This is a genomic window from Infirmifilum sp. NZ (genome assembly GCF_022693705.1).
Lineage (GTDB): Archaea > Thermoproteota > Thermoprotei > Thermofilales > Thermofilaceae > Thermofilum.
Genome location: NZ_CP094288.1, coordinates 94,639 through 119,315, shown reverse-complemented (window position 1 = coordinate 119,315; position 24,677 = coordinate 94,639). Strand labels below are relative to the sequence as shown.

The 24,677-nt window shown below is 54.4% G+C and carries 26 protein-coding genes; 11 read left to right on the top strand and 15 right to left on the bottom strand.

Translation table 11 applies throughout. The features are described 5' to 3' along the window. The first annotated feature begins 5 nt into the window (after positions 1–5). The 3 genes from MOV14_RS00645 to MOV14_RS00635 are packed head-to-tail and all read left to right on the top strand — an operon-like array spanning position 6 to position 2,127. Positions 6–461, top strand: coding sequence for an SCP2 sterol-binding domain-containing protein (locus tag MOV14_RS00645; protein ID WP_318537298.1), 456 nt, complete (start codon positions 6–8; stop codon positions 459–461). A 17-nt stretch (positions 462–478) separates the two neighbouring features. Next, positions 479–1,678 (top strand): aconitase X catalytic domain-containing protein, encoded by a 1,200-nt coding sequence (locus MOV14_RS00640; RefSeq protein WP_318537297.1) that lies wholly within the window; start codon positions 479–481, stop codon positions 1,676–1,678. Positions 1,679–1,680: 2 nt separating this feature from the next. Then, entirely contained in the window at positions 1,681–2,127 is a 447-nt protein-coding gene (locus tag MOV14_RS00635; RefSeq protein WP_318537296.1) for an aconitase X swivel domain-containing protein, read from the top strand. Positions 2,128–2,241: 114 nt separating this feature from the next. On the opposite strand, the gene MOV14_RS00630 is transcribed toward MOV14_RS00635, so the two are convergent. The 5 genes from MOV14_RS00630 to MOV14_RS00610 are packed head-to-tail and all read right to left on the bottom strand — an operon-like array spanning position 2,242 to position 8,183. Then, the gene (locus tag MOV14_RS00630) at positions 2,242–3,219 is read right to left on the bottom strand and encodes an ABC transporter ATP-binding protein (protein ID WP_442786713.1); all 978 of its coding nucleotides are present in this window, start codon (positions 3,217–3,219) and stop codon (positions 2,242–2,244) included. Next, positions 3,219–4,193, bottom strand: a complete 975-nt coding sequence (locus tag MOV14_RS00625; RefSeq protein ID WP_318537294.1) for an ABC transporter ATP-binding protein — start codon at positions 4,191–4,193, stop codon at positions 3,219–3,221. Before MOV14_RS00625 ends, MOV14_RS00630 begins: the two co-directional genes overlap by 1 nt. Next, a complete protein-coding gene (gene nikC / locus MOV14_RS00620) occupies positions 4,190–5,116 on the bottom strand; it encodes a nickel transporter permease (RefSeq protein WP_318537293.1) in 927 nt (308 codons plus the stop codon). Before nikC ends, MOV14_RS00625 begins: the two co-directional genes overlap by 4 nt. Beyond that, complete coding sequence (locus tag MOV14_RS00615) at positions 5,113–6,117, bottom strand: ABC transporter permease (protein WP_318537292.1); 1,005 nt, start codon at positions 6,115–6,117, stop codon at positions 5,113–5,115. Before MOV14_RS00615 ends, nikC begins: the two co-directional genes overlap by 4 nt. A gap of 35 nt (positions 6,118–6,152) precedes the next feature. Continuing rightward, positions 6,153–8,183 carry an ABC transporter substrate-binding protein gene (locus MOV14_RS00610; RefSeq protein WP_318537291.1) on the bottom strand — a complete coding sequence of 677 codons (2,031 nt, stop codon included), beginning with the start codon at positions 8,181–8,183 and terminating at the stop codon, positions 6,153–6,155. Positions 8,184–8,244: 61 nt separating this feature from the next. Between MOV14_RS00610 and MOV14_RS00605 the strand changes: the two genes are divergently transcribed. Next, complete coding sequence (locus tag MOV14_RS00605; protein WP_318537290.1) at positions 8,245–8,946, top strand: hypothetical protein; 702 nt, start codon at positions 8,245–8,247, stop codon at positions 8,944–8,946. On the opposite strand, the gene MOV14_RS00600 is transcribed toward MOV14_RS00605, so the two are convergent. Together MOV14_RS00600 and MOV14_RS00595 are read right to left on the bottom strand one after the other, a co-directional pair. After that, a complete protein-coding gene (locus tag MOV14_RS00600; protein ID WP_318537289.1) occupies positions 8,896–9,990 on the bottom strand; it encodes a M42 family metallopeptidase in 1,095 nt (364 codons plus the stop codon). The genes MOV14_RS00605 and MOV14_RS00600 overlap by 51 nt on opposite strands. Positions 9,991–10,134: 144 nt before the next feature. Then, the gene (locus MOV14_RS00595; RefSeq protein ID WP_318537288.1) at positions 10,135–10,446 is read right to left on the bottom strand and encodes a PH domain-containing protein; all 312 of its coding nucleotides are present in this window, start codon (positions 10,444–10,446) and stop codon (positions 10,135–10,137) included. A 235-nt stretch (positions 10,447–10,681) separates the two neighbouring features. Between MOV14_RS00595 and MOV14_RS00590 the strand changes: the two genes are divergently transcribed. After that, positions 10,682–11,260 carry an O-methyltransferase gene (locus MOV14_RS00590; protein ID WP_318537287.1) on the top strand — a complete coding sequence of 193 codons (579 nt, stop codon included), beginning with the start codon at positions 10,682–10,684 and terminating at the stop codon, positions 11,258–11,260. A gap of 235 nt (positions 11,261–11,495) precedes the next feature. Here the strand turns inward: MOV14_RS00590 and MOV14_RS00585 are convergent, their stop codons facing one another. Then, entirely contained in the window at positions 11,496–11,954 is a 459-nt protein-coding gene (locus MOV14_RS00585) for a hypothetical protein (protein ID WP_318537286.1), read from the bottom strand. A gap of 237 nt (positions 11,955–12,191) precedes the next feature. Between MOV14_RS00585 and MOV14_RS00580 the strand changes: the two genes are divergently transcribed. Then, positions 12,192–12,734: a flavin reductase family protein gene (locus tag MOV14_RS00580; RefSeq protein WP_318537285.1), complete on the top strand. Its 543-nt coding sequence runs from the start codon at positions 12,192–12,194 to the stop codon at positions 12,732–12,734. A gap of 265 nt (positions 12,735–12,999) precedes the next feature. Here the strand turns inward: MOV14_RS00580 and MOV14_RS00575 are convergent, their stop codons facing one another. The 4 genes from MOV14_RS00575 to MOV14_RS00560 form a co-directional block, all read right to left on the bottom strand. Continuing rightward, entirely contained in the window at positions 13,000–13,512 is a 513-nt protein-coding gene (locus MOV14_RS00575) for an LEA type 2 family protein (protein WP_318537284.1), read from the bottom strand. 133 nt (positions 13,513–13,645) lie between these two features. Then, positions 13,646–14,209: a type II toxin-antitoxin system VapC family toxin gene (locus tag MOV14_RS00570; RefSeq protein WP_318537283.1), complete on the bottom strand. Its 564-nt coding sequence runs from the start codon at positions 14,207–14,209 to the stop codon at positions 13,646–13,648. Between the two features lie 29 nt (positions 14,210–14,238). Continuing rightward, the gene (locus MOV14_RS00565) at positions 14,239–14,766 is read right to left on the bottom strand and encodes a hypothetical protein (protein WP_318537282.1); all 528 of its coding nucleotides are present in this window, start codon (positions 14,764–14,766) and stop codon (positions 14,239–14,241) included. 13 nt (positions 14,767–14,779) lie between these two features. Beyond that, positions 14,780–15,454 carry a hypothetical protein gene (locus MOV14_RS00560; RefSeq protein ID WP_318537281.1) on the bottom strand — a complete coding sequence of 225 codons (675 nt, stop codon included), beginning with the start codon at positions 15,452–15,454 and terminating at the stop codon, positions 14,780–14,782. A gap of 495 nt (positions 15,455–15,949) precedes the next feature. On the opposite strand from MOV14_RS00560, the gene MOV14_RS00555 reads away from it, so the two are divergent. Beyond that, positions 15,950–16,354 carry a hypothetical protein gene (locus MOV14_RS00555; protein WP_318537280.1) on the top strand — a complete coding sequence of 135 codons (405 nt, stop codon included), beginning with the start codon at positions 15,950–15,952 and terminating at the stop codon, positions 16,352–16,354. Between the two features lie 509 nt (positions 16,355–16,863). Beyond that, complete coding sequence (locus tag MOV14_RS00550; RefSeq protein ID WP_318537279.1) at positions 16,864–20,460, top strand: hypothetical protein; 3,597 nt, start codon at positions 16,864–16,866, stop codon at positions 20,458–20,460. 477 nt (positions 20,461–20,937) lie between these two features. Here the strand turns inward: MOV14_RS00550 and MOV14_RS00545 are convergent, their stop codons facing one another. Both MOV14_RS00545 and MOV14_RS00540 read right to left on the bottom strand, forming a co-directional pair. Beyond that, complete coding sequence (locus tag MOV14_RS00545; protein ID WP_318537278.1) at positions 20,938–21,279, bottom strand: hypothetical protein; 342 nt, start codon at positions 21,277–21,279, stop codon at positions 20,938–20,940. Next, the gene (locus MOV14_RS00540) at positions 21,276–21,527 is read right to left on the bottom strand and encodes a hypothetical protein (protein ID WP_318537277.1); all 252 of its coding nucleotides are present in this window, start codon (positions 21,525–21,527) and stop codon (positions 21,276–21,278) included. Before MOV14_RS00540 ends, MOV14_RS00545 begins: the two co-directional genes overlap by 4 nt. A 291-nt stretch (positions 21,528–21,818) precedes the next feature. Here MOV14_RS00540 and MOV14_RS00535 point away from each other — a divergent pair, with 291 nt between their 5' ends. Further along, complete coding sequence (locus MOV14_RS00535; protein WP_318537276.1) at positions 21,819–22,484, top strand: hypothetical protein; 666 nt, start codon at positions 21,819–21,821, stop codon at positions 22,482–22,484. Positions 22,485–22,587: 103 nt separating this feature from the next. Here MOV14_RS00535 and MOV14_RS00530 read toward each other — a convergent pair whose 3' ends face one another. Continuing rightward, complete coding sequence (locus MOV14_RS00530) at positions 22,588–23,310, bottom strand: hypothetical protein (protein ID WP_318537275.1); 723 nt, start codon at positions 23,308–23,310, stop codon at positions 22,588–22,590. A 228-nt stretch (positions 23,311–23,538) separates the two neighbouring features. Between MOV14_RS00530 and MOV14_RS00525 the strand changes: the two genes are divergently transcribed. Next, positions 23,539–23,979, top strand: coding sequence for a hypothetical protein (locus MOV14_RS00525; RefSeq protein ID WP_318537274.1), 441 nt, complete (start codon positions 23,539–23,541; stop codon positions 23,977–23,979). A gap of 4 nt (positions 23,980–23,983) precedes the next feature. Beyond that, positions 23,984–24,481 (top strand): hypothetical protein, encoded by a 498-nt coding sequence (locus MOV14_RS00520; RefSeq protein WP_318537273.1) that lies wholly within the window; start codon positions 23,984–23,986, stop codon positions 24,479–24,481. Positions 24,482–24,677 lie beyond the last annotated feature (196 nt).

The window sequence follows — 24,677 nt, the reverse complement described above, 5'->3', positions numbered from 1 at the left end:
TGGGTATGCCGGTTGACATGACTACGTGTATCCTCCTCGATACCGTTAAACGGAGGCTGAATTCCAGCGAGAAGTTTAAGAGCGCCGCGCGGGGGTGGACGAGGACAATACTGGTTAAGCTTACGCCCACTCTCCCGGGTCTACCCTACGTCTACAAGACCTTCATAACGATAAGGGACGGCCGCTGCGCCGAGATACGGGCTCTCGAGCCAGAGGAAGAGGAGAAGGCCGACATAACCGTCGAGATGAGCGTCTCCACATTCGACGCGCTCTTAAGGGGAGAGGCCTCGAGCGGCGCGATGGTTCTCAGAGGGCGCGTGAAGATTAAGGGAAAGGTGTTCGAGCTGCTCAAGAGGAGCGCTGTCCTCGAGGAGGTAAACAGAGCCATGCGCGAGCTGATATTCGGGGGTAAGGCTATACCAGAGATGCTTCCCTACCTAAAGAGGGAGTTCACCTTCTAGGGCACCCGGGTGGGAGCATGACAGGTCCCGTTGATGAGAGGCGCCTCGTCGAAGGCCGCGAAGAAACCCTGAGAAAGTGCTACAGAGTATTGGAGGCATACGGGAAGGTCTACGGCGCTGAGAGGTTTGCTGAGTGCAAGAGCTGCCACTGGGTTACCTCGTGCGGCCTCAGGTTCGTAAAGTCGATGTTCATGGTTCTTGAAGAACTGGCCAGCAAGGACCTAAAGTCCAGGGTGCCTTTAACCGCTAACCCACGGCCCCCTCAGACGTCAATACCCCTCGTCGAGAAGCTCGTCGGGAGGTACCTCTACAGCAAGCAGGGGAGGCTGGAGTCCCTGCTTCTGAGGCTAGGGCTCATCGACCCGGACGCTTTCACCTGCACGCCCTACTACATAGGCAACAAGCCCTCATACGGTGACATCCTAGCCTGGGCCGAATCCTCCGCAGTGATATACGCCAACTCCGTGCTGGGCGCTAGAACAAACAGGAACTCCTCAATAGTCGAGCTGCTCTCGGGCGTCACCGGAGAAACCCCGCTTTTCGGACTTCTTTTAGACGAGAACAGGAAAGCCGACTGGCTAGTCGAGGTGAAAACATCGTCTAAGCCAAGCCCCTTCATTCTCGGGAGCTTAATCGGGAAGAGCGTCCTGGACGGGGTCCCATACATAGCGGGTCTGGACAGGTGGGAGTTTGAGGAGTACGAGCTGAAGGACATGGGAGCCGCTATGGCAGTGTGGGGTGCCGTCGGGCTATTTCACGCGGAGGACCTCACTCCCGAGGCTGTGGAAAACGGGAGAAAGATCTTGAGAAGCGATCACAAAGTGCTGAGAGTGGGGGATGAGGAGCTTTCCAAAATGAAGAGAGAAATGGAGGCGAAAGCCGCCCCCGGGAAGCCCGACCTGGCGATAATCGGCTGCCCACACCTGTCCCGAGAGCAGCTCGACTTCTTCGCTAGAGAGCTTTCCGAAGCGGAGCTCAAGACCCGCACGCTACTCCTAGCTGCACCGAAGATAGCCCGAGAGTTCAAATCCACGAAGCTGTACTCCAAGCTCAGGGACGCGGGTGGGGACGTGGATAGCTTCTGCCCTCTCATGCTGACAAACATACCCACCTCGAAGCGGCTAAAAATACTCACAAACTCCGGGAAGCTCAGTTACTACAGCCATGCCGCCTTCATGGATACGCCGCAGCTCCTCTCCTACCTCAGGGGTGAGTAGATATGCCTGAGACGTGCTTCAAAGGCCGGGCAATCCTCCCAGGAGACGTGGATGGAGAGGCCGTTGTCTCCCCTCAAGGCTTCAACATACTCGCAACGTACCAGGAGACAGTGATCAGGCGTAGAAAGCGCGCGATAGGCGGTGACAAGAACAACCCCCACGTATACGGTGTAGACCTCACAGGCAAGATACTGATAATACCCTCCGGAATCGGGTCCACAACCGGCGGCATAATAATCGCCGAAATCGCCCTTCTAGGCGTGGCACCTAAGGCTATCGTCTGCACCCGCGAAGCCGACACCTTGACATCATCAGGAGTAGCCCTGGCCCACGAGTGGTTCGGGAAGAAAATAGCACTCATAGACAAAGTTGGTGACGAGATCTTTCAGCACGTGAAGACCGGCAACCGCGTGAAAGTAACTTCTAAAGGCGAAGTGTGCATCATATAAAATAAAGTTTTTTCTCACTTCGCTAATCACTAAAGCCACCTGCATAGCGTCAGAAATGTCAATAGCTAACTTCGTGACCAGGTTTCACCGGCGTAAAAACACGCGGTCACTTCTTTAAGATCTACTGTACAGCCAGCATGCTACGAGGTGTCCCTTCTCTGCTTCAACTAGGGGCGGCTCCTCGACGCGGCACTTGTCGGTGGCGAAGGGGCACCTCGGGTGGAACCGGCAGCCCTGAGGAGGATTAACAGCGCTGGGCGGCTCTCCGGAGGGTTTGATCTTCGTCCTAGACTTGGCCAGCTTAGGGTCGGGGATAGGTATCGCTGAGAGCAGCATCTGCGTGTAGGGGTGCAGGGGCTTCTCAAATACTGTTGCGGAGTCTGACAACTCGACTATTTTCCCGAGATACATTACCGCTACGCGGTGGCTCATGTAGCGGACCACGGCGAGGTCGTGGGATATGAAGAGGTAGGTGAGGTTGTAGTTTTTCTGGAGGTCTTTGAGGAGGTTGAGGATCTGGGACTGAACGGAGACGTCAAGCGCCGACGTCGGCTCGTCCAGGACGAGAAACTCGGGCTTAACGGCCAGCGCCCTAGCTATGGCTATCCTCTGCCGCTGTCCACCGCTGAACTCGTGAGGGTACCTGTACAGGTGCTCCCCGGAGAGGCCGACCCTCTCGAGGAGCGAAGCCACGTAGTCCTCAAGATCGCCCTCCCCGCCCGAGTTTGTCTCAGTTACGGCTTCAGCTATAATATCGTAAACCATCATTCTCGGGTTCAGGGAGCTGTAGGGATCCTGAAACACTATCTGCACCTTCCTCCTAAACTCCTTCAGTTGCCTGTTCTTGAGCTCGAAGATGTTAACGCCGTCATAGTATATCGAGCCGCTCGTCGGTTCAAGTAGACGTACCGCTAGCCTTCCAACAGTGGTTTTGCCACAGCCCGACTCTCCCACCAGTCCCAGCGTTTCACCCCTGTGGATTGAGAAGCTTATCCCGTCTACCGCCCGAACCCACCCTCTTGTGAACAGGAAGCCTTTAACCGGGAAGTGTTTCTTCAGGTTCTCCACTCTTACGAGCACGCTCACACCCATCACCCCTTGCTATACAGCCAGCATGCTACGAGGTGTTCCTTCTCTGCTTCAACTAGGGGCGGCTCCTCGACGCGGCACTTGTCGGTGGCGAAGGGGCACCTCGGGTGGAACCGGCAGCCCTGAGGAGGATTAACAGCGCTCGGGACGCTGCCAGGTATCGAGTACAGCTTCTCGATGTTTCTGAGGGGGTTCGGGACAGACTTAAGCAGCCCCTGCGTGTAGGGGTGCAGGGGCTTTTCGAAGAGGTCCTCAACGTCTGCGACCTCGACGATTTTCCCGAGGTACATGACAGCAACCCTCTCGGTGTACTCGGCCACCAGCCCAAGGTTGTGTGCTATCAGAAGAAGTGTGGACCTGTACCGCTTTTTCAGGTCCATGACGAGGTCCATGACCTGCGTCTGAATAGTGACGTCCAGAGCCGTTGTGGGCTCGTCGGCTATGAGAAGCTTGGGATTATTCGCGATGGCGGTCGCAATTACGGACCTTTGCTTCAGACCCCCGCTCAGCTCGTGGGGGTAGCTCCTAGCCCTCCTCTCCGGTTCAGGAATTGCGACACTACTGAGGATCTTTAGAGCTTTGATCCAGGCTTCAGCCCACTTGGCCGAGTTGTGGGAAACGATCGTTTCGGCCACGTGAGCCCCTATTGTGAAGAGGGGGTCTAGGGCGCTCATCGGGTCTTGTGCTATGTACGCTACCTTCGAGCCCCGGATTTTGCGCAACTCCTCTTCGGAGAGGCTTAAGATGTCTACGCCGTCGAGCACTATTCTCCCCGAGACGACTCTCCCCGGGGGCGGGATCAACCCCATGATGGCGCGCGCCACCGTTGACTTACCGCACCCCGTCTCGCCCACGAGGGCAAAGCTCTCCCCCTCGTACAGCCTGAGGTCGACTCCGTCGACCGCCCTGGCTACACCTGCGTAGGTGTAGAAGTAGACCCTGAGCCCCTCGATACTCAACAAGGGGTTGCCGCTCATTCTCCTTCCACCTCCCTAAACTCCAGCCGCCTCCTGTACTTCGGGTCGAACACATCCCGCAGGGTGTCCCCTAAAAGGTTCCAGCCCAGCGACACTAGGAATATCATCAAGCCCGGGAAGAACACGTACCACCAGGCCTGCGGGAAGTAAGCTCTCCCGTCAGAGACGAGCCTCCCCCACTCGGGTAGAGGCGGTTGCGCGCCGAGGCCGATAAACGAGAGGGATGATGTCACGATAACCACGCTTCCGAAATCGAGAGTAGCCATGACTATGACCGGTGTTAAGATGTTCGGCAGGAGGTGCCTGATCATGATCTTCAGCGGGCTAAGCCCGAGGGCTTTCGCCGCCTCCACGAACAGCGAGCTCTTCACCTGTATTACCTGCCCCCTAACGAGCCTAACGTAGGAGGGCCACCAGATCAGGGCCACCGCCAGTATCGCTGACCACAGCCCCGCGCCTAGGGTGGCGCTGAATGCTATAGCTAGCACTATGCCTGGGAACGCGAGGAATACGTCCGTGATCCTCATTATCAGTTCGTCGACTGCCCCACCGAAGTAACCCGCCAGCAAGCCAAGCATGATGCCCACGGGGACGGCGACGCCCAGGACTGTGACCGCCGACAACAGCGAGAGGCGTGACCCGTAGAGAACCCTGCTCAGCATGTCGCGCCCGAACTCGTCTGTCCCGAAGGGGTGCGCCAGGGACGGGGGCTGTAGCCTCAGCTGGTTGACCTTCGCGAAGTCTATCAGGATGGGGTCGTAGGGGGTTATGTGGGGCCCAACCACACCAAGAACTATGAACAAGAGCGATAGGACAAGGCCTGCAACACCAGCTGGAGAGCCCATGAGTATGCGGAGGATCAGCTTCCGCTCGCTCCTACGCTGCCCCGCACCCCTCCTTCTTTTAAGGAGCACCAGGCTCATAGCCTCACCCTTGGATCGACGAGCGCGTAGAGGATGTCCACGAGGAAGTTTATCGCCACGTAGATCAGTCCCATGAGGAGGGTGACGCCAACGATAGCCGGGAAGTCGACGTTCGCGATAGCGCTTGTCGCGTAGCTTCCTATCCCTGGCCAGGCGAAGATGGCCTCGACCACAATTGCCCCGCTGAGCAGCCAGCTGAACGTCAGGCCCAGCACGGTGATTATCGGAACGAGGCTGTTCTTCAGTATGTGCTTGAGCATGAGCCACCTCGTCAAACCCCTCATGCGGGCGAAGTCGATGTGCTCAGCGGAGAGCGTATCTAGGATGCTCCCTCTGGTGATCCTCGCTATGAGACCCACCGACGAGAACGCGAGCGTCACCCCGGGGAGTACCATGTGGCTGAGGTTATCCCAGAACGCGGCGAAGTCGCCGCAGAGAAGGCTGTCCAGCGTGTACATGCCTGTAAACACCCTCGGCGGCGGGGTACCCCTGCCTACGGCGGGGAGCACGCCCAAGCTGTGGTAGAAAGCCAGCTGGAGGAGGACGCCCAGCCAGAAGACGGGGAGCGAAGCCCCGCCGATCGAGATCACCCTGACTAAGTGGTCCACCCAGCTGTCGCGCTTGAGGGCAGCCACCATGCCGAGCGGAACCCCCACCGTTACGATCAGCACGAAGGAGAAGACCGCGAGCTCCACCGTCGCCGGGAAGTACGAGGCAATGTCGGCTAAGACTGGCCTCCGGGTTACTGGGGAGACGCCCCAGTCGCCGGTGAAGATGTCCCTGAGGTAGTAGAAGAACTGGACGTACAGCGGCTCCTTGAGGTGGTACTTCTGCGCGAGCTGAGCTATGACGTCTTCCTTCGCCTTCACTCCCCCGGCCCAGAGCCTCGCTGGGTCTGCAGGTATCATCCTCGCGATGACGAACGTGAGGGCAACAACACCCACTACTGTAGGCAGGAACGTGATCAGCCTCCTCAAAATAAAGTACTTGAGATCAGTCATTGAGAAAAACACCCCTTTTAGGGCTCCTACTCGAGCTACCTTCCAGGGCCAACTATCACAACCCAGTCCATGCACTCTATGACCTTCGCGCTTGCCATGTCAACGAGCTGCTGTGCCTGCTCTAAGCTGTACACCTGGGTTACGCGGATGTTGCTAAAGGTGTGTCCACCGTACGTGAGCGGGCCGGCGTAGTCGTCCGGATCAACGTAGTCCGGCCCCCAGGAGATGAGGTTGATGTCGAAGCCGTCCTTACTGATCATCCTGTCGTTGAACACTGGCCGTGAGAGGACCTGGATGTCTATCCGGAAGCCGAGCTGGGACCAGGCGGCCTGCAGAAGCGTCGCCTCGTCCTGGAACTCCTTGTAGCCCTCGGGGACTATTATCGTGAACCTGTACTTCGCCGGGTCGACGCCGGCCTTCTGCAGGAGCTCCCTAGCCTTGTTAAGGTTGTAAGTGTAGTTGATAACGTCGGTGTTCTGGAAGCCGAACATCCCCTTGGGTATTACGCCGTAGGCTTTGAACGCCAGGCCGCCGAGGGCAACCGAGGCTATCTGGTCGTAGGGAGTCGCGTACGCGAGCGCCTGCCTCACCTCGAGCTTGTTGAAGGGCTCCTTGTTCACGTTGGGGACTATGTAGTACAGCCAGAACGTGGGCTGCTCCCTGCTTACAACCCTCCAGGTTCTCCCGCCGTAGTTCAGCGTGACGCCCTGCACTTTGAAGAAGAGGGAGGGGGGTATGTCCAGTATGTCGAGGTCACCCTTCGTGAAGAGCATTATCCTCGATGAATCCTCGGGTATGAGGTGGATCTTGACCCTCTTCACCTTCGGCTTATCACTCCCCCAGTAGTATGGGTTTGCGGCGAGCTCGACGTACTGCCTGTGCTCCCACTTGACGAGGTAGTAGGGGCCGGTCCCGACGGGGTGCTCGTAAACCCAGGGGTTCTGCTCGCCGGGCGTCACGCCGCCGTGAGCCTCGACAACGCGCCTGCTTACTATCGAGGCAGGGGAAGTTGCGAGGACGTTGAGGATCGCGGGGTAAGGCATCTTCATCCTGAGCTTAACTACCCCGGCGACGGGGCCGCTGTAGCCGAAGAATCTGAGGAGCTCATCGTAGGAGCTCACCCTCCTCGTCTCTCCCTTGAAAGTCGTGTAGAGCCCCTTGCTGAGCTCTGCCCTGAAGTCGTCCAAGCTCACGACCTGGGAGTTATCTACGTCAATGAACGTGTCTATCAGCCAGTAGGGGTCCTGGTGCATTGCGACGACTCTCTTGAACGAGTACACGACGTCCTGGGGCTCGAGGGGGTACGTCTTATTCTCGTAGGGATCGTAGAACACGACGTTCCCCCTGATCACGAAGAACCACTCGTTGCCGTCCTCGGTGAAAGCCCAGGCAACCCCCAACGCCGGGACAACGTACTCTGAGTTCTCGCCCTCGTACGTCACGAGCTTGTCGTAAATCTGGTGCATAATCCACCAGTCGAAGCCCCAGTAGCTCACCGCGGGGTCGAGGCTGTGCGGCTCGTCGGTGCCGCCGTAGTTGATGACGTCAGGGTTGGGGGCTCCAGGGTCCTTGCTGAGGTGGTTAAACCTGAACTCCAGTGTGGGGTGGAAGTATATGCCGCTTATCCACTCCCAGTAAGCTCGGGGGGCGATTCCCTGCACAGTCCATATTAGCGGAAGCTCGTAGTTCGTGACCTTCTGGATAGTGTTGTATATGACCTGCCTGAGCGTGCTGTTCGCCTCCTGCCGCCCAGCCAGTATCAGGGCGTCGAGCGTCAAGTTGCTGTACCAGCTAGGTGATATTGAGGAGTATGGGACGAGCTCGCTCTCGTTGAGCCTCTGCGCGCCGTAGAATGCCACGACGAGGTACTTCTTCGAGGAAGGAGGCGCGGTGACGGCTTGGCCCTGGCCAGCCGCCCCGGTCGGGGCGCTTGGGGCGACGGCGGGGGCCTGGGGCTTCTGGAAGGCAAAGTAGAGCACTATGCCAGCGAGAGCTAAAACGGCGACAAGGATGGCCGCTATCGCTTTTGAAATACCCCTGCGCTTGCCCTTATCCACCCCTTTCACCGGTTCTTTGGGGCCAGCAAACAGGGTGTATTTATATAAGCTTTCTCACCGAAAAATCGTCATGTTTTCATGCGAAAGAGTCTTCCCGCACTTTTACCTTAAGGGGGTTGTAAAGCTAGGGGTAGCAGAGATCCCTGTTGCAATTGATACAACGCTCCTTAGGGTGCTATCGTACAAGCCTCTGCGCTTGCTCAGCGTTAGGAGGAGCGTGACGCCCGACCCTCCTGAGAAGTGCAGGGCGTCCCTGGGCGCAGGAACCCCTGTCGACCCCCTGCAGGACGCTGAGGAAGTCGTAAGCGCGCTGGCAGAATCCTACAGCGCGTCCCTCGAAGCGCTCAGGGAAAAAGCGGGGATGTACGCCGAGTACGCGGAGAAGTCGGCGCGCAGCAGAATACTCCGCTTCTTCCTGCTCCCCGCTCCCAGGGACCCGCTCACCCAAGACCCCGCTACCGCTGACCCGAAGTTCAGCCTCGCACTCCTCGCCTACTCCCTCGCAAGGGAGCTCCTGCACGCTGACGACCCCTCCCGCCTCGCTCGCGCGCAGCTACACGTCGAGAGAGCGTTCTGCCACCTGTACAAGTACGCTTTGAGGGGCGGTAAGGTAGCAGTGGTGGACCTCGCGTCCTCCTCGGAAGATCGCCTTTACACGGCCCTAGCCAACACCGATAAGGGCTACAGGGGCTTTGTCGAGCGAGTTCTCCTCAAGCCCTGCCTAGAAAAGGAGCAGTTCAGGCCTGAACCTCCCGAGCGCGGAAGCGATTAGCCGCGAAGCGTTCACAGCGTCCTCGAGCGAGAAAACCTCCGAGGGTGAGTGCGCGTACCTCGTGGGGATTGAAACCACGCCCGACGGCACGCCCTCGCGCGTCAAGTGTATTGTGCTAGCGTCGGTCGTGCCGCCCACAAGCACCTCAAGCTGGTACGGGATTCCCTCCTCCTCGGCTACCCTGACCAGGAACTCCCTGACCTTAGGGTGAGCTATGAGCCCGAGGAAGGACGTGCGCGTCGCGTCCATAACCTTGATCGCCGGCCCCCTCCCCACCCGCACCACGTAGTCCTGCTCACTAACGCCTGCTACGTCGTTCGCGGTGGTGATATCCACAGCTATAGCCATCGTCGGTTTGATCGCGAATGCCGCGACCTGAGCACCCCTGCACCCAACCTCCTCCTGCACCGTAGCGACCGCGTAGACGCTGCAAGGCAGCTTCGACCCGTAAACCCTGCTCAGCGCGTCGATGAGCACCGCCACGCCGATCCTGTCGTCCGCAGCCCTGCTCGCGACGAGCCTCCCATTAAGCCTCTCGGCCGACCTGTCCACGACGGCAACGTCCCCAACCCTTACCCCCATCTTCTCGGCCTCTTCCCGCGAGGAGGCGCCTATGTCGATGAACAGCTCCTTCAACTCCGGCACCTTCTTGGCTTCCTCAGGCGACATCAGGTGCCAGGGCTTCACCCCGACAACCCCCTTAATTTTGCCGCTCCGCGCCTTGACCCAGACCCTGTTCCCGATCAGCGTAGCCGGGTTCACCCCGCCGACAGCCGTAAACCTCAGGAAACCGTTGCTCTCGATGTGAGACACCATGAGCCCTATCTCGTCCATGTGGGCGGCGAGCATCACCTTGCAGTTCTCATCCTCCCCCTTAATCGAGGCGACAACGTTCCCCAGCGAGTCCACCTTGACGGCGTCGGCGTGCGGCTTGAACTTCTCGGCTACGAGCCCCCTAACCTCGTCCTCGAAGCCCGAAACGCCCAGCGCGTCGACCAGCTCCTTGAAGAGCTGAAAAAGCCTCTCGTACTCCGCCTCGCTCATATCGCTTCCACGCAACCTCAAAAGCTGTTAAATCGCTTACGCCCAGCCCGCCGAAGAGTTTACACAGACATCCCCAGGAAGGCGTGTAAACTTTGAAAAAGTAACCACCCGCAGGCGAAGCTCGCGGCAAGCCTTACAGGTGCGTTACGCGGGGGGCCTGTGCCTGAGCCTAGCGTCCTCGATGAGCGCTCTAACCCTCAACGGGTCAGCAACGTCCGCGAGCACCACGCTACCGGCGTAGTGTCCGGGGGCGCTGAGTATAACGGTGCCGTAGTTCAGCACCCTCCCGAATAGCCCCTGAGACACGATCGAGCCCGTGATGCTGTCGAGCCGCACCTCGACCACCCTCCTGCCGATCAAGCCGTACTTGGCGTAGACGCGGAGGTTGGTGAGCAGGTACTCGGTGGAGCGGACCCGCAGGTAAGCCCAGAGGAGGAACAGGAACCCGAGGCCCAAGATCCAGAAGGTGAGCAGGAAGAGAAGTAGGAGAGGCCAGTTCGCCTTTCAGCTCCTCCTCCCGTACCAGAGCGGCTGCTCGCCCTCCAGCAGGTGGAAGTCGGCCGGTAAGACAACCACCCTGCCGTCCACAGGGGAACGCCCACAGATCTCGCGCTGAGCCTCCATAAATGCTTAGCCCCGGAATGCTCACTGCAACGCTCAGGCATCAGTTTTTTACAGCCACACGGGTTAAATGAGCGTGGGCTATAGTCTCGACGAGGCGCTGGAGCGGCTCGAGGCCCTCTCCGACTCCCTCGGCATCCCCAGGATCACCCGCTGCGACGGCCTAGTTCTCTACGCGCTAGCATACACGTACTCCACCCGCAGAAGCAGCGTCCTCGCAGTCGACGCCGGGGCAGGCGTAGGCTACTCCACCCTCTGGATCGCCAAAGCACTCGCCGACGCCGCCGTAAGGGACGGGAGGGTATACGCGGTCGAGTCAAACCCATCCCGGTGCGCCAGGCTCAGCCAAGCCCTCGCCACCCTGAACGCGCCCCTGCAGCTAAAGGCCGTCTGCGGCGACGCCGTTTCGTTCCTTGAGGGGCTGCAGGAGCCCGTCGACATCCTCTTCGTCGACGTCGACAAGCACCTCTACACCCGCACTTGGGAGCTGGCCAGCCCAAAGCTCAGGCCAGGCGGCATAGCACTCTACCACAACGCCCACACGCCCCCAGCCAGGAGAGTACTCCAGCTCGCCAGGGAAGCAGGCTGGGCAGCCACAACCGTCGACACCGACCCCGGCCTCCTCATAGCAATCAAGCCTGAAAAATAGAGCCCAATTTTTTAGTATCACGATCATTAAGATAACGATAATTAGTATAAGGATACTAACATGCGCGGCAGGTTCGTGGACAGGGAGGAGGAGCTCGAGTACCTCGTGAGGCTATACTCACTAGTTATTATCCACCGTGCTCCCATAATTATTTTACCCTAGCTGAATACCTGACTCGTTGAGAACCTTTCGCCGCAGTGGAGAGACCAATCGATGAATGAAGGGTGCTGAGCGACTAGTCACGGGGATCGGAAAGCGAGACTCCAAACAGCTCACGCGCGATCTCCTCTAATACTTCGCGTTTCAGGCGCTCCACCGTCGCGTACTCTTCGATAAGCTTTTCGACGAATTGCCTCGAGAGCGAGCCGCCTTTTCGAGTGTGAGCGAGAAGCTTGAGGGCGAACGAGCGGTAGGCTACACGATTAACACCGATGATGTTGTTCCTGGTGAGCAGCTCGCCGAGCCTCTTGTCAAGCTCCGCCTGCTGATCGAATGCTTCGAGCTTAGACTCATCAACCCTGCTTAAGCCCTCCTCGTACCTCTTCACAGCCCTTTCGATCTCTTCATCGCTGAGCGTGCCGGCACTCTTGAGGGCTAGCTTGTACCGCATAACCATGATGTCCTTTACTGCAAGGTAGCGCCTCTTCCTCTCTTTACCTGAGACGGGTTCCTTGGGCGTTATCTTGATCGGCATAACACTCTAAACTTCGCAAACGATATAAAAATACTCTACGCTCACAGACACCAAGCCTCCAAGGCCATTGGAAAAAGCATGAAGCCAGCAGGTGAAGAGAACAGAATAGGCTTAAGGCCCTGAAAAGTCAGGAACCCCTCCTCAAGGACACACGCTCCCAAGAGAGCCGGCGCTGTCGAAGCCTCACGGGTATTCACCGGAGAGGGGTTTATTTACCACATCCTCGGGTTAGGGCTTATGGACGTCGGCAGGTTCTACCTCCTGCTGCACCCGAGGCCCGCGTACCTGATCGGGAGCGGGCGCTGGGGGGAGGCGGTGAACTTCATGGCCGCGAGCTGGGTGACGCCCATAGCCGAGGAGCCCCCGCTGGTCGGCGTGGCCGTGGGCGTGGAGAGCTACACGTTCGAGCTGATCGAGAGGTACAGGGAGTTCACGGTGAACGTCCTCCCGATGAGCCTCCTCGACAAGCTGTACCTCGCCGGGACCACGAGCGGGAGGGAGCTCGACAAGGCCTCCGCGATAGGCGCGGTGAAGGGCGAGAAGGTCTCAGCCCCCGTCGCCAGGGACGCGGTCGGCGTCCTGGAGTGCAGGGTGGTGGACGAGGTCGAGGCGAGGGACGTGAAGTTCTTCGTAGGCGAGGTGCTCGCCGCCAGGGCAGACGAGAGGCTCTTCAGCGAGAAGACCGGCTGGCGCATCGGCGAGGTCGACATACCGCTACACAACTGGGGCGCGGGCTTCTACGGCGTCGGGAAGTTCAGGCTCGCCAGGAAGAGCGCCTAGCACACCAAGCGAAACACTTTTCCCCTCGAGCAGGTTTAACGCATGCGGTGATGAGCAATCCCGATACCGACGGGTGCGGAGAGCGGCCGTAGCTGAGCCCGCGTGTGCGTTTGAGGCGCAGTCTCGGGGCCTTACCCCTCACTGTACCCCGCATGTGCAGGAGGCGCTGGCGCCTACACGCTATGTTTCTGAGGCGCTCGGAGCTTTCAGCCTGCGCGTAGAGAGCTGAGGTAGAATTCTCCTCGGACAAGCTGAGGATGGCTAGCTAGGGGTCTGCCTGCAACACCTTGGAGAACGGGAGGCTCAGGCGGCCTAGCGGCGTCTCGAGGACGGCGTTGCCCCTTACCTCCATGTGCACCCTGCCTCCCCTCAGCTTCGCCTCGATTATAGCCTGCGCGGCCTGGGCGGCCCTGGCGTACTCCACCTCCACTTGGCTCGAAACGCTCGCGTAGTCCCCGGGCGGCACCTCGAGCGCCGGCGCTGAGCCGCTAGCCGCGTACGCGCCCTCCACGTAGACGTCGTAAGCGATCGACGTCGACCTCGCGGCGACGGGATTCGGGTTCCTGACGGTGAGCACCACCTCTAGCTTGGCACTCCTGAGCCCGACCGACACGACCCTGACGTCACTGACCTCCACCTCGCAGGGCTTCAGCACCTCCACGCCCCCGAGCCTCAGGCCCGTCAAGGCGAACAACCCCAGGACGTATAGCCCGGCTAGGGCGGCGAGCAGGAGAGCCAGCGCAACCGCGACGAGCCTAAGCGCCTTCGAGCGAGGCACGCCGCACCCCACCCCAGAGGCGCGGAACCGGGATATAGGGCTTCCGCGGCTCAAAGCTTTTAATTGCGAAGACGTGTACGCCCCCCTCCCAACGGATCGTCGCGGGGACCGTGAGGCAGGCTCGCAGGCATTATCATTCCTCCTTGATAACCATAACCGTTATTCCTAAGAGCTTTTGAGCCACATTCCTCACTTCCTCGTTGAAATTCTCCGCGTCGAGAGTTAGGAAATACCTTACACCGCAGTTCTTCGATAGGATAAGCGCATATGCTAGGTGCAAAAGATCCTTGACCCTGATAGGAAGCTTAAACGAGAGTTCTATCGATTCCTTGAACAGCCTCGGTATACTTAGATCCTCGAAAATTTGTTCGAAGCTATAAAATTCCTCTGAGTCTAAGAATTGGACATTGAGACGATTTTTAATGAAGTAAATGACCAAGCTTGACAGAAACCTGCACTTATCTTCAGGACTCGCATATCCGCTAATGTCCTGAGAGGGCAACGCCACGAGCTTCCAACCTTTCTCTCGGGAAATTTTCCTGCAAAGGACGTCGCATGCTTCGGTAAGCACAAGGGAGGAGGCGCACAGCTTCTTTCCCTCACTAGTTAAGCTTTCCAGGATCTCTTTCGAGCGTCTGTGGTAAGGATCTGACTCAAATACGTAGGAAAGAAGCACGTTGGTATCCACGTAGTACATTTTACAACCACGCGAAATAAGCTAGCAAGCTAAGAACCCCATGCTTCCTTTAGGGCTGCCACTACATCAATGGGCTCTCGGGTCTTCAGAAAGACGCCCATTAGCGCGAGCGCCTTGCCCACATAGGCTCCGTGCTCCTCTGGCTTAAGGTCGTTGTACCCCGTCCAGGTAACAAATACCGGTATCCCTAACATCTTCACCTGTTCCGCAATCTTCAACCAATACTGCATTGCTTCTCTAGCGTTACAATCAAGAATAACCATTGCATAGAGCCCCAACTCCTCACTATCCCGTATTTCCACGTGCAGTAAGGGGGCACCTAGCTTTTGTAGGACGTCACTTATCGCTTCCCTTAAGGACTCCTCCATGCTAGGTGATGCATATAGCTCTGATGAGGCGAGGGCCATTATTACGGAGGTGTGGTCGATGCCTGTGACGAGCATGGGTAGCTGAGGACTTTTTGCCGCTGAACTGCTAGCGGGATCGAGCAACGTTGCCACGGGAGAGCCTTTCCTGCTACGGCTTTCTAAGAGAAGGTAGCTGGGCGGGCTCGACATCGTCATCACCTTACTACGAAGCGAGCCTAAGAGCTTCGTTTATTGCCACTATAATATCGTTTAAGATCTTATTAAAATTGCTTACGATGCCTAGCAGTTTTTCCCTAGTGTCTCTGCAGATGAAAATTAGTTCGTAGTAGACTTTCCCGCTTGACCAGCTTGACCAGATGGGTTTCACATCAAGATGAAGCCATTGAGTAGAGTTAGGGTCACCATTAGCCAGAACAAATGTTGTAGGCACGACCAGGAGCTCCACACCCATACTATCCCCCATTTTCACAGGTTTTCCAAATGTAAACCTGCTACCGCTCAGCTTGGCTTTAGCAGTCAATTCATAGAAGAGAACGCCTTTAGCTGGGTCATTACCTAAACTCTTGAGAATCTCCTCGACCTCGTCAAACACTTTTACAAGTACACCAGGATCTGAGCTCTCAACGCTGAGGGAGCGTTTAACAAGATCATAGAGTACAGAGGTAGAGCCCTTTATCGCCACGACATTTGGCTCAATGGAGAGAATGTTATAACCGCCTGTGCTAACAGGCTTTACTCTTGCTGTGATATAACCGCGCTTTCCCAGTTCGTTGAGAAGCTCTGGCAAGAGGGGATCAAGCATCCATTTGCTCATTAGGCTGATCACTTCTATAGACTCTACTTTTAACTCTACCTTCAGCGCAGAATTCGAAAACACTTCAGCTCACAGTAAGCATACTTGGCAAAACTTAATAAAGTTCACCTCGCATGTTCTCGTTTTTAACGACCACCACTCTTCTAAGCAAGCGAAGGATGAGCCCCCTCAGCCATCCACACAGCGGTCAGGCTCTCCATCCTCAGCCAGCATACATGAAGCCTAAAATGATATCTTATGAAATTTATGACCAGTTATCGTCAAAGCTGGTTGAGCACAGGTCCAGACGAAGGTCCAATGGCAAGCGAGGCGTCTCGAAGACAGGGAAACCCCCATGCCCACACTCGTTTCTGCTCAGTAAGCACGACTGGGGGGACGCCTGAGACTCGGGACTGCCGGTAATTCCTGAAAAGTGAAATCGCAGCTTAGGTCTCGCTAGAAGCGTTGCCGGGTTAGGTCCCTTGGGTGCGAGCGCTAAGCCACAACCGTGTGGCTTTCTGCGCGCCGCGCTCAGCCGCGCAACGCGTTAATCCCATGTATCTATCTATTTCTATAGTTGTGATAGTAGTGCAGAAAGAGCATAGCGAGAGTGAGGGAAAAGAGGAAAAACATGAGAGCTACGCGATACGAGAAGCCAAGCCTGCAGTAAAGAGAAGACCTAGGAGAAAACCCGCTCACCGCTCTGGGGGTCTAGGTACACCGCCGACGAGAGGTGATACCGGCATCACTCCTGTGCTGATCTATAAACCGTTCTCCAACCACCCCGAATACGGCTTCATCTACCACCGGGAGAGGGTAGCGTCCAGGACTCCTGACTTCGTGAAAATAACTGTTAAGCCTAGAAAGCTCACTCCCAGGCAGGAGAGAATAATAATCGCGGTAGCAAAGGCACTAGAGTGGCTATTCATAGGCTTCATGGTATTCTGGTTTTTTGCACTGCTATTCCACATATCACTCTTTTAACGCATTTCCTCCTCCATTCCTTTATTGAAAGAGAAGCCGCGAGTCGGGCCACTCGGGGGCGTTTTTCCCATAAATCTACGCGGATTTGAGCGCAGTGCTTGCCGGAGGCACGCTTCTGTACCCTTTGCTTTCCGCTTCTCTCATCTGTCGCCAGAGGTCGAAGCTAAGAAGCCGCGCTACGCGGGATACAGTTACTACTGGTGCCAGAGAGCTGATGTTGAAGTGGATTAAAGATTGGCATAATACGGGAGAGACGGTGGGCCTCTCACCCCTTAGTCAGGGTGAGCCTCGTCGCGATCGTAGTGACCCTAGCCTCCACCGTTTTTAGGCTACTGACGTCGAGATGTTTCGAGACAACCAGTATGAAAGGTAGTAAGTATAGATGGTGGCTTAACGTCTATTCCGAGTTTTAAAATCTAATTAAATTTAAAATTACTGGTAAGCCGTGTCAGTTTGCGAATGATTATTAGGAGAAAGGAATAAATTTTAGTGTAAAATTTTTAACACGTATGCAGAGATTTTACTCTGCATACAGAATCATTATTTTACTTTTCCTATCCATCTTGCTCCTCGTCAGCATTGTCGTCACGCAACAACAGCCGGTAGTCCCTTCTGCTCAAATCACAATTCACGACTATGTTAAAGTCGATTTAACCAGAGGATCTGACTCTGATGGCGACGGGCTGAGAGAGTTTGTCGTTGAAATAAGCATACCGAGTCTCCCGTCCGGCTCCTACGTTGACGTTATAGTTGAGAGAGAGACAGCGCAGGCTGTTTCCGCTACACTAGTTAGTCCCGACGGCAAGAGGCTCTCACCATCTGCAGTGTGGGATGGTAACTACAAGTGGACTTTGCCCTCGCCGCGTAGCGGGACATACAAGCTGTACCTAGAGGAGGCTCAGAGGGGCTCAGGAGGCGTTGTGCGGGTGATGGCCCCGGTTTATGCTATTCAAGGCGACCTCATTGCTACACCTGTCGGGAATACCGGTGCCCCGGCGAAGTGGAGTTGCTACGATCTCTTCACATCGATAGACGAGGAGGGTTACTCGCCCGTTGTCTGGCAGGTCAGCCCGCAGACGGTCAACGTGAACCCTGGTCAGGAGTTCGAGCTGAGTATAAAGCTAGATATCAGACAGTTCAGCTACCTCCCGCCTGGAATTATCTGGCAGGTCTTCCTCGTCTACTCCTGGGCCCCAAGCTGGCCGCCCCCAGAGGGCTACTACGTTAAGTTGTTCGATGGGATTCCCACCTACGGAGGTACAACTATTGCTACGTTTGTCAAGGTGAAGGCCCCCCAAGAGCCAGGGACGTACTACATCTACATCTGCGTGAACCAGCATTACGGAATACGGTACGCGCTCCAGGGAGTCACAAGGCAACCCCAGCCCCCTGCTCACGCCAAAGTGATAGTGCAACAAGCGCCACAACCACCGTCCCCCTCAATAGCCTGCGGTGGTCAGGAGTCCATTGCTACGGATAAGAGCACGTACCTACTCGGGGAAAACATCCAGATTAAGATCAACCCAACCCCCTTGTATTCGGCACCTTTACTGTATTTCATAAAGGTGTTCGGACCAGACGGAAGGGAAATACAGACAATCAACACAAGGGTGGGAGTAAACACGTATTCGCTACAAGCTGGGCCTACTCCTGGACGATACAGAGCTGAGCTCTGGCTCTGTTTGATGCACCCTCTTCAGGAGGAGCAGTGCAAAACGTGCGCATACACGTACTTTGACGTTGTCAACCCCACTAGGTCTTTGATCGTCAGGATTCACAACGCACCGGGCCTGAGGATGCCCAGCGGTGGAAGCCTAGAGATTACGCTTTACAAGTCCACCGGGAGTCGGTGGGCTTTCGTCGAGAGTAGAGTTCTCGACTACTCAGGAGGCGTTGAGTATGTTCCCGTCTCACTTTCCAACATTGAGCTCAACTCTCAGTACCTCATCGAGGTCGTCCACAGACCGTCATCGGGGCTTAGACTCCGAGAGTACTGGGGGTGGTATGAGTTCAAGTTAACAGCGAGTAACTCGACAGCTATTTTGGACTTTTACCGAATGAGACCATACATCGTGAGCGTCGTGTACCCCACTTCAGTACAACCCGACTCAACTATGTCGTTTGAAGTAACCGTGAGGAACCTCGACGTGAGGACCAGAGACCTCTACATCACGGCCATCCTCGACAAAGACCTCTCACAGCCCTTTGACGTGATGCAAAACTCCTCGGTTTTCTCTCTCTCACCTGGTGAAACGAAGACAGTCAAGGTTACGCTCAAGGCACCTAAAAGCCCAGGCCGTTATACTCCCTACGTAGTGCTAAGCCTCTACTACCCATCGGACCCCAGCGCCCACGGGACAGTGTATGATCAGTTCAACGGGATCACAAACCAGGTGGAAGTTCAAAGCCCGGCAAACAAACCCCCCGTAGCGTACATAGACTCCGTCTCGCCAAACCCTGCGACCGAGGGGGATGTTGTGAGATTCAGGGGACACGGCTATGACCCGGACGGCCAGGTCGTAGAGTGCGAGTGGCGGTCAAGCCTGGACGGCTTCCTCAGCAGCGCGTGCTCCTTTGAGACCTCAAAGCTGTCCGCAGGCACACACACCATCTACTTTAGGGTTAAGGACGACAGCGGGGCGTGGTCAAACCCCGTAAGCGTAGAGCTGACCGTTAGAAAGAAGCAAAGCCCGGCACCTCCGTCTCCCTCAAGCAAGCTCTCGGTTCAGATCCTCTCCCCGAAGGCGGACGACACCATTTACCTGCAGTCCATTTTAGTTGTCACCAGAGTTCTCGACGCCAACGGACAACCTGCGGGGGGAGTGCGTGTGCAGTTTGAGCTATCAAAGGATGGAACCATAATTGGCAGAAGCTCCAGTAAAACCAACTACGATGGCTACACGTATTCAGCCTTTGAGCTAAGTGGGAGCGGCAGCTACATTCTCTCCGTTTACGCAGTGAGCGGAGACGCGTCTGGCGTAGCTACCGTCAGCTTTAGAGCCAGACCCATAAGCATACTGGTTAAGTGGACAGAGGGCTCCGGAGGGATCATGGGTCTTAGTGCCAACGATGTCTCAGTGTTTAGTGGTAAATTAGACGACCGTCTTCAATATATTTACATAAGCGATGTCGCGAATGAGTGGGTTGAGTGGGAGCATCCCGTTCTCGGCAATCCCTCCTTAGCCTCAAAGCTTATTACAGCGCTTAACAGAGCGATAGCGAGCGGGAAGATAAGGGTCAAGGTATCGGCTAATGCCTATCAAACATTCTGCGAAGACTTTGAGTTCACGCTCAACCTCGCCGATGCGTTGTCCTCAGGATCCAGTGAGGTCGCTGTAGGTATAGGCGTTAAAGAATATACGTTGCTGAGTTGCAAACTTAAGGTAACAAGCATCAGCCCCGAGGGCGCCTACGAGGCCGCGAGAAACCTAGCGATAAAGAACATCAAGATCACAGGCGACTTGTGGAACTGGCTGAGAAGCCTCTTCGGTTGGCCGAGGGTTTACTACCTAACGCTAGAGATTCAGAACACCGGTTCTGCGACAACGGTCATCCCCACCGCAGTGCTCGTAAGCGCCAGCAAGCCGAACGCGATGCGAATAGAGGAAGCCCGGATCACCAAAGCCCCCGACGTAGGGGGTGAGGTCATGAGGCTCTACAGGGAGTTGGGCAAGCTCGCGTTCGGGATGGGGCCCGTTTCAGATCTACAAGATCTCGCTGAAAGTATCGAGAGTTACATTAAGTACGGCTCAGAGGCTTTCAAGTATGCCGTCTCCATGAAGATCGCTAACAACATTATCAACGATATGGTCTTGAAGGAAGAGCCCTATATCTGGGCCCCTGAAGCCAGAACGCGTGATGGCTTAGAGACTTTTGCTCCCCTGAGGCCAGGTGACTCCCTCGAAGTCGTCTTCAAAATCGTGGAGACAAAATCCAAGTCGCTTGAAGGCAGTGAAATTAAAGTCCTTGTGAGTTACGTTGAAATCGAGAGAGTAGCGATAATAGACGAGTTCCCCCTGCTCGAGCACATAACTAACCTGATAATGCGGGACTTAGGGTTAACCGAACAGCAAGTCGGGACAGTGTCTAAGAGCATCAATGTGTAGGTAGAACACCTGTTGTCGGTCAAAGGCACTCCCTTGGGCTAAAAGAACAGAAAAACAAACTTTTCTGTCTTCTTTTCTCGCTTTGAAACGCGTAGCCCAGGAGTAATTATTTCGCACGGCCAGAGATTTGATAGAAACCGAACAATTATTTTTCCCGAATTTCCGTTTCGGGGAATGTTGTAAGCAAGCGATAACTATTTGTCTACGATGAGTCAAGGTCCCCCTTCAGGGAGGTGAATGAGTTCCCGGTAAAGGATATGCCCCTCACAGCCCCCCACACAGCGGCCAAACTCGCTATCCTCAGCCAGCATACATGTAGCCTAGACTATTATCTATATTATTTGCGGTTATCGTCAACGCAGGTTGTGCACCGGTCCAGACGAAGGGCCCGACAGCGAACGATGTGCCTCGCAGACCGGGAAAGTCACCCTCCCCCGCACCCGCCTCAGCTTAACATGTTTTACCTCATTTTCGTTATCAGGGAGATTCAGGCGCTGGAGACTCCGGCCGGAAGACGGCCCCGTCCTTCACTCTTAAGGGCTTGTCTCCCGCCAGTCCGAGCCTAGCACCACGGATCTGCGAATCTTCCACCAGTTGTACTCGTCGACCAGCTTGGCCAGCGTCCTGCCGCCGTGCTCCTCCGAGAGCCTCCGCGCGCCTACGCTCGTCCTCCTCCACGATGAACTGGAAGGCGCACTGCTCCCTCAAGTGCCTGCTAATCTTTTCCTCCTGCTCGCGGCTTAGCCTAGCCTTCCTGTCGGCTGGGTCGGCGAACCCCAGATCCCACGACAGGGCTCTCCTGAGCCAGCTACCTTTCACGTTGCCTGCAGGTGATCCCCGAGGAGCCTGCGCTTAAGGTCGCTCGAGGAGCCGACGTAGATCACCTCGCGGCCACGCCACACAACGTAAACACCCGGCTTGCTAGGCACGGGAGCCCCCGGGCTGAAAGCCAGCTTTGGTGAGGACAACAGCTCCCTCAGCTTGCCCCCGTAGACCTCCAGCCTTTCAAACAACCCGGGATCCCCGGCGAGCCTTGCCAGTTCCTCCAGATCCTTCAAACCCTCCACGGCTCTGAAACCAGTACTTGTGCATAAATCAGTTGTGCGCGGCTAAGGGTTTCACAGGGAAGATTGCTTACCAATTCAGGCGTTTTAAGGACATGTTTCATGCTCAATTGGTCCAAGTTGGGGGGAACGCGCGGAGGGGAAATATCCTGGTCTCCGGGCCACGTGACCTTCTCAAAGCAATCGGCCTCTGTACTAATTTGGTTACGCAAATATTTGTGAAAACCCTGAAGAGCAAGTTGTATCGAGCCTTCTACTCAACTCCTGAAAGGACCGAAGCAAAGTGGAGAACTCATGATTCCTGAAAGTTTTTTAAGAAAAAAAGTAAAATTATTAATCATGCAGTATTTAGAAATGGATGCCGAAAAGAGGCTCAAAGAAGCACTTTATCATCTTAGGAACATGGAGCAGATGTATGCAATCGACCAAGAACGCTTTATCTATGAGTTAAATTGCTTTCTCATCACACTGCGAAGCATACCTGATGTTCTCCTCGAGGACTTCAACAAGAAGTACGGCCTAGGGATTAGCTTAGATGAAGAGCTAACTCCTCAGGTCTTTGAGAGGAGGGCGCAGGAGTTAAACAAGAAGGATGCTCTCTGCTTCATTGAGTGGTGGAATAAACGGGTAGGCTCGATGAGGAAAGACAGGTACGGCTCTGTCCTCTTCCGCAAAAGAAATATCTCTGTACATAGGAGAGTAGTCACTCCCGATTCCATACAAATCACACTAACGGAAACTATCCACCTTACGGACTCAGTGTCCATTAAAGTATACGACGAGAGCGGAAACCTCGTCCGCGAAGAGGAGCCCTCCCCGCCAACAACACCAGTTGTGGAAAATAGACCTCCTGAGGTGGATTGGTTCTTTAAAGAGATTCCGAAGGAAAATGTGCTTGATGTATGCAGAAAACTGTTTCAGATGCTTAAGGATTTCGTCACAGAGGCAAAAGCTTTTTAACGAACTTCTGTGAAGTCTTAATAATAATTTAATGAAAACTGGAAAACTAACATTAAGAGTTGAGGAGCTGCTGAAAATGTTTACAGCAGAGTAAACTTAGTTGTTATAGAAATGGGTCGGCTTCCTTCCAGCGTTCCTCGAAAAGCTCTCGAATAAGCCGGCAGACCTCACTTACATCCTTGATTAATGTATCTTTCTTGCCCAAATCCTTGATGCTTGTTCCAATGTGCCAGCACTTTTTACCTGCGATGATGTATCTGTCGTGAATTTTCCCACATATCTTTCTAACCTCCACTTTTAACTTTGCTTCATGCTGCAGCTTCATAGCATATTCTTTGAATACCTCAGCATCTTGAATATTGCAAGTCAGTATCCGTATTCTACTAACTTTACCCTTTAACGAAAGTAAAGGAAACAGTGTAGACTGGGAAATATAAGGATCACAGAGGAGTACTTCATCCGCCTCAACGTTCTTTTGGAGCAACTCTTCGAGAATTCTTATAGCGAAAAAGGGCTCTCCAGCCTTCATTATAATATGCCCAGAACTATCTACATCTCGTAACAACTCCTTCACTTTTTCCATACCCTTTGCCGTTAACCTTAACTGCTTATCCCTCTTATCAATTAAAGACTTCTTTTTAGCTATGAAAACAGCTTTGCTAAAACTACTTTCTTTCCTACCTAGACGGTGAACATAGAATTGCTTCGCGTGTTTATAATTCGTGCTTAATTTATGCTTCTTATGTGTGAGATAGTATATGGTAATTAGAAGAGCATCGACATTGGTTAACTGGCTAGTTCTACTTGAGTCGAGCATTTCCTCCATGTATCCACCTTATCATGAAAATAAGGGCTATGGGCATAAAAAAGTATCGATTTCACGGTTTCACAGTCATTTTCTATCCAAGAAGAAATTGAGAAATTCTCTGATACCCAGCGTTACAGGTATAGGATCTAACTGTGTATTTGAAATAAATTAATGACTACGTTGTATGGGAGCATTTCCTTGGACGTAATATTTATTAGCGACACGACTCACATAATATACTGTCGGATGAGATACATGTTGAAAAGTGACGACGTAGAGGCGTTAAAAAGAGAGTTTATAATTACAAAGGAGGAGGAAGAAGAGCGACTCAAAGAAATTCTCAAAAAAATCGTCAAGTTTGTTAAAGTCACCGAAGAAGGAGCAATAGTGTTTGAAATCAAGAACTTAGCAGGTATTGATCGAATAGGTTTGGCGCTTGCAGCACGATATGTTGCCGGAAAGCTTGTCGAAAACATTCGGCAAGAAGTTTCTTTAGATGAACTATCCCAAATAACCGGGCTTCAGGAGAAAGTCGCTTCGGCTCGAGTAAAAGACCTTGTAAATGAAGGTTTGGTTGAGCGTCTCGGTAGAGGATTGTATAGAGCACGAGGGCTTTTTGCTGTGGAAAAAATAATTGAAAAAGTTACTGAAAAATACACCCTCGGAGATTTAGAATCAGAGGAGTGATAATATGGAAGAAGAGACACAGGAAATGTTAAAGAAAATCGCCAGACAGGTTGCGGAGATAGCCAATAACGTAGGTGAAGAGTACAGGAAAGAGGCATTCGCAATAATACTTGAGTTTTTACTGCAATTAAAGAAAGATGAGTTAATACAACGTGCAAAAACACCATTAGCCATGATTCCAGCAAGCAGAGGTATAGACTTGCAACGCCTAACTCTCGTTGAGTTTCTGAAGCGAGTAGACGTGGAGTCTAATCCAGAACGCATGGTGGCAATAGCCTACTATATGAAACATAAGGAAAATATTGAGGAATTCACACTAAATGATTTACTTGAAAGGTGGAAGATAGCCGGACTTAAGATGCCTGGTAACCCCCATAGGGATTTTAAGGAAGCGATAAAAAAAGCATGGATCTCTCCAACTATGGAGGGTAAAAAATACTACATTACTAATGACGGAATTACCTTTATCGAAAGCCGTCTTGGAAGCGAAGAATCGACTTAGCTAATAGTCATAGTGGACAGATCAGCGGCTATATTCTTGGAACAAACATAAAGTATGATGAGAAAGTTTAAGGCTACTTCCGCTACTTTAAGCTGTACTCTTTATATTCACTCCGACGACTTATACTCCATGATGACCTGTGCATTGTAGTCTACAAACTCTCGTTTAATAGGGGCGACGTATATCCAAGTCCGAT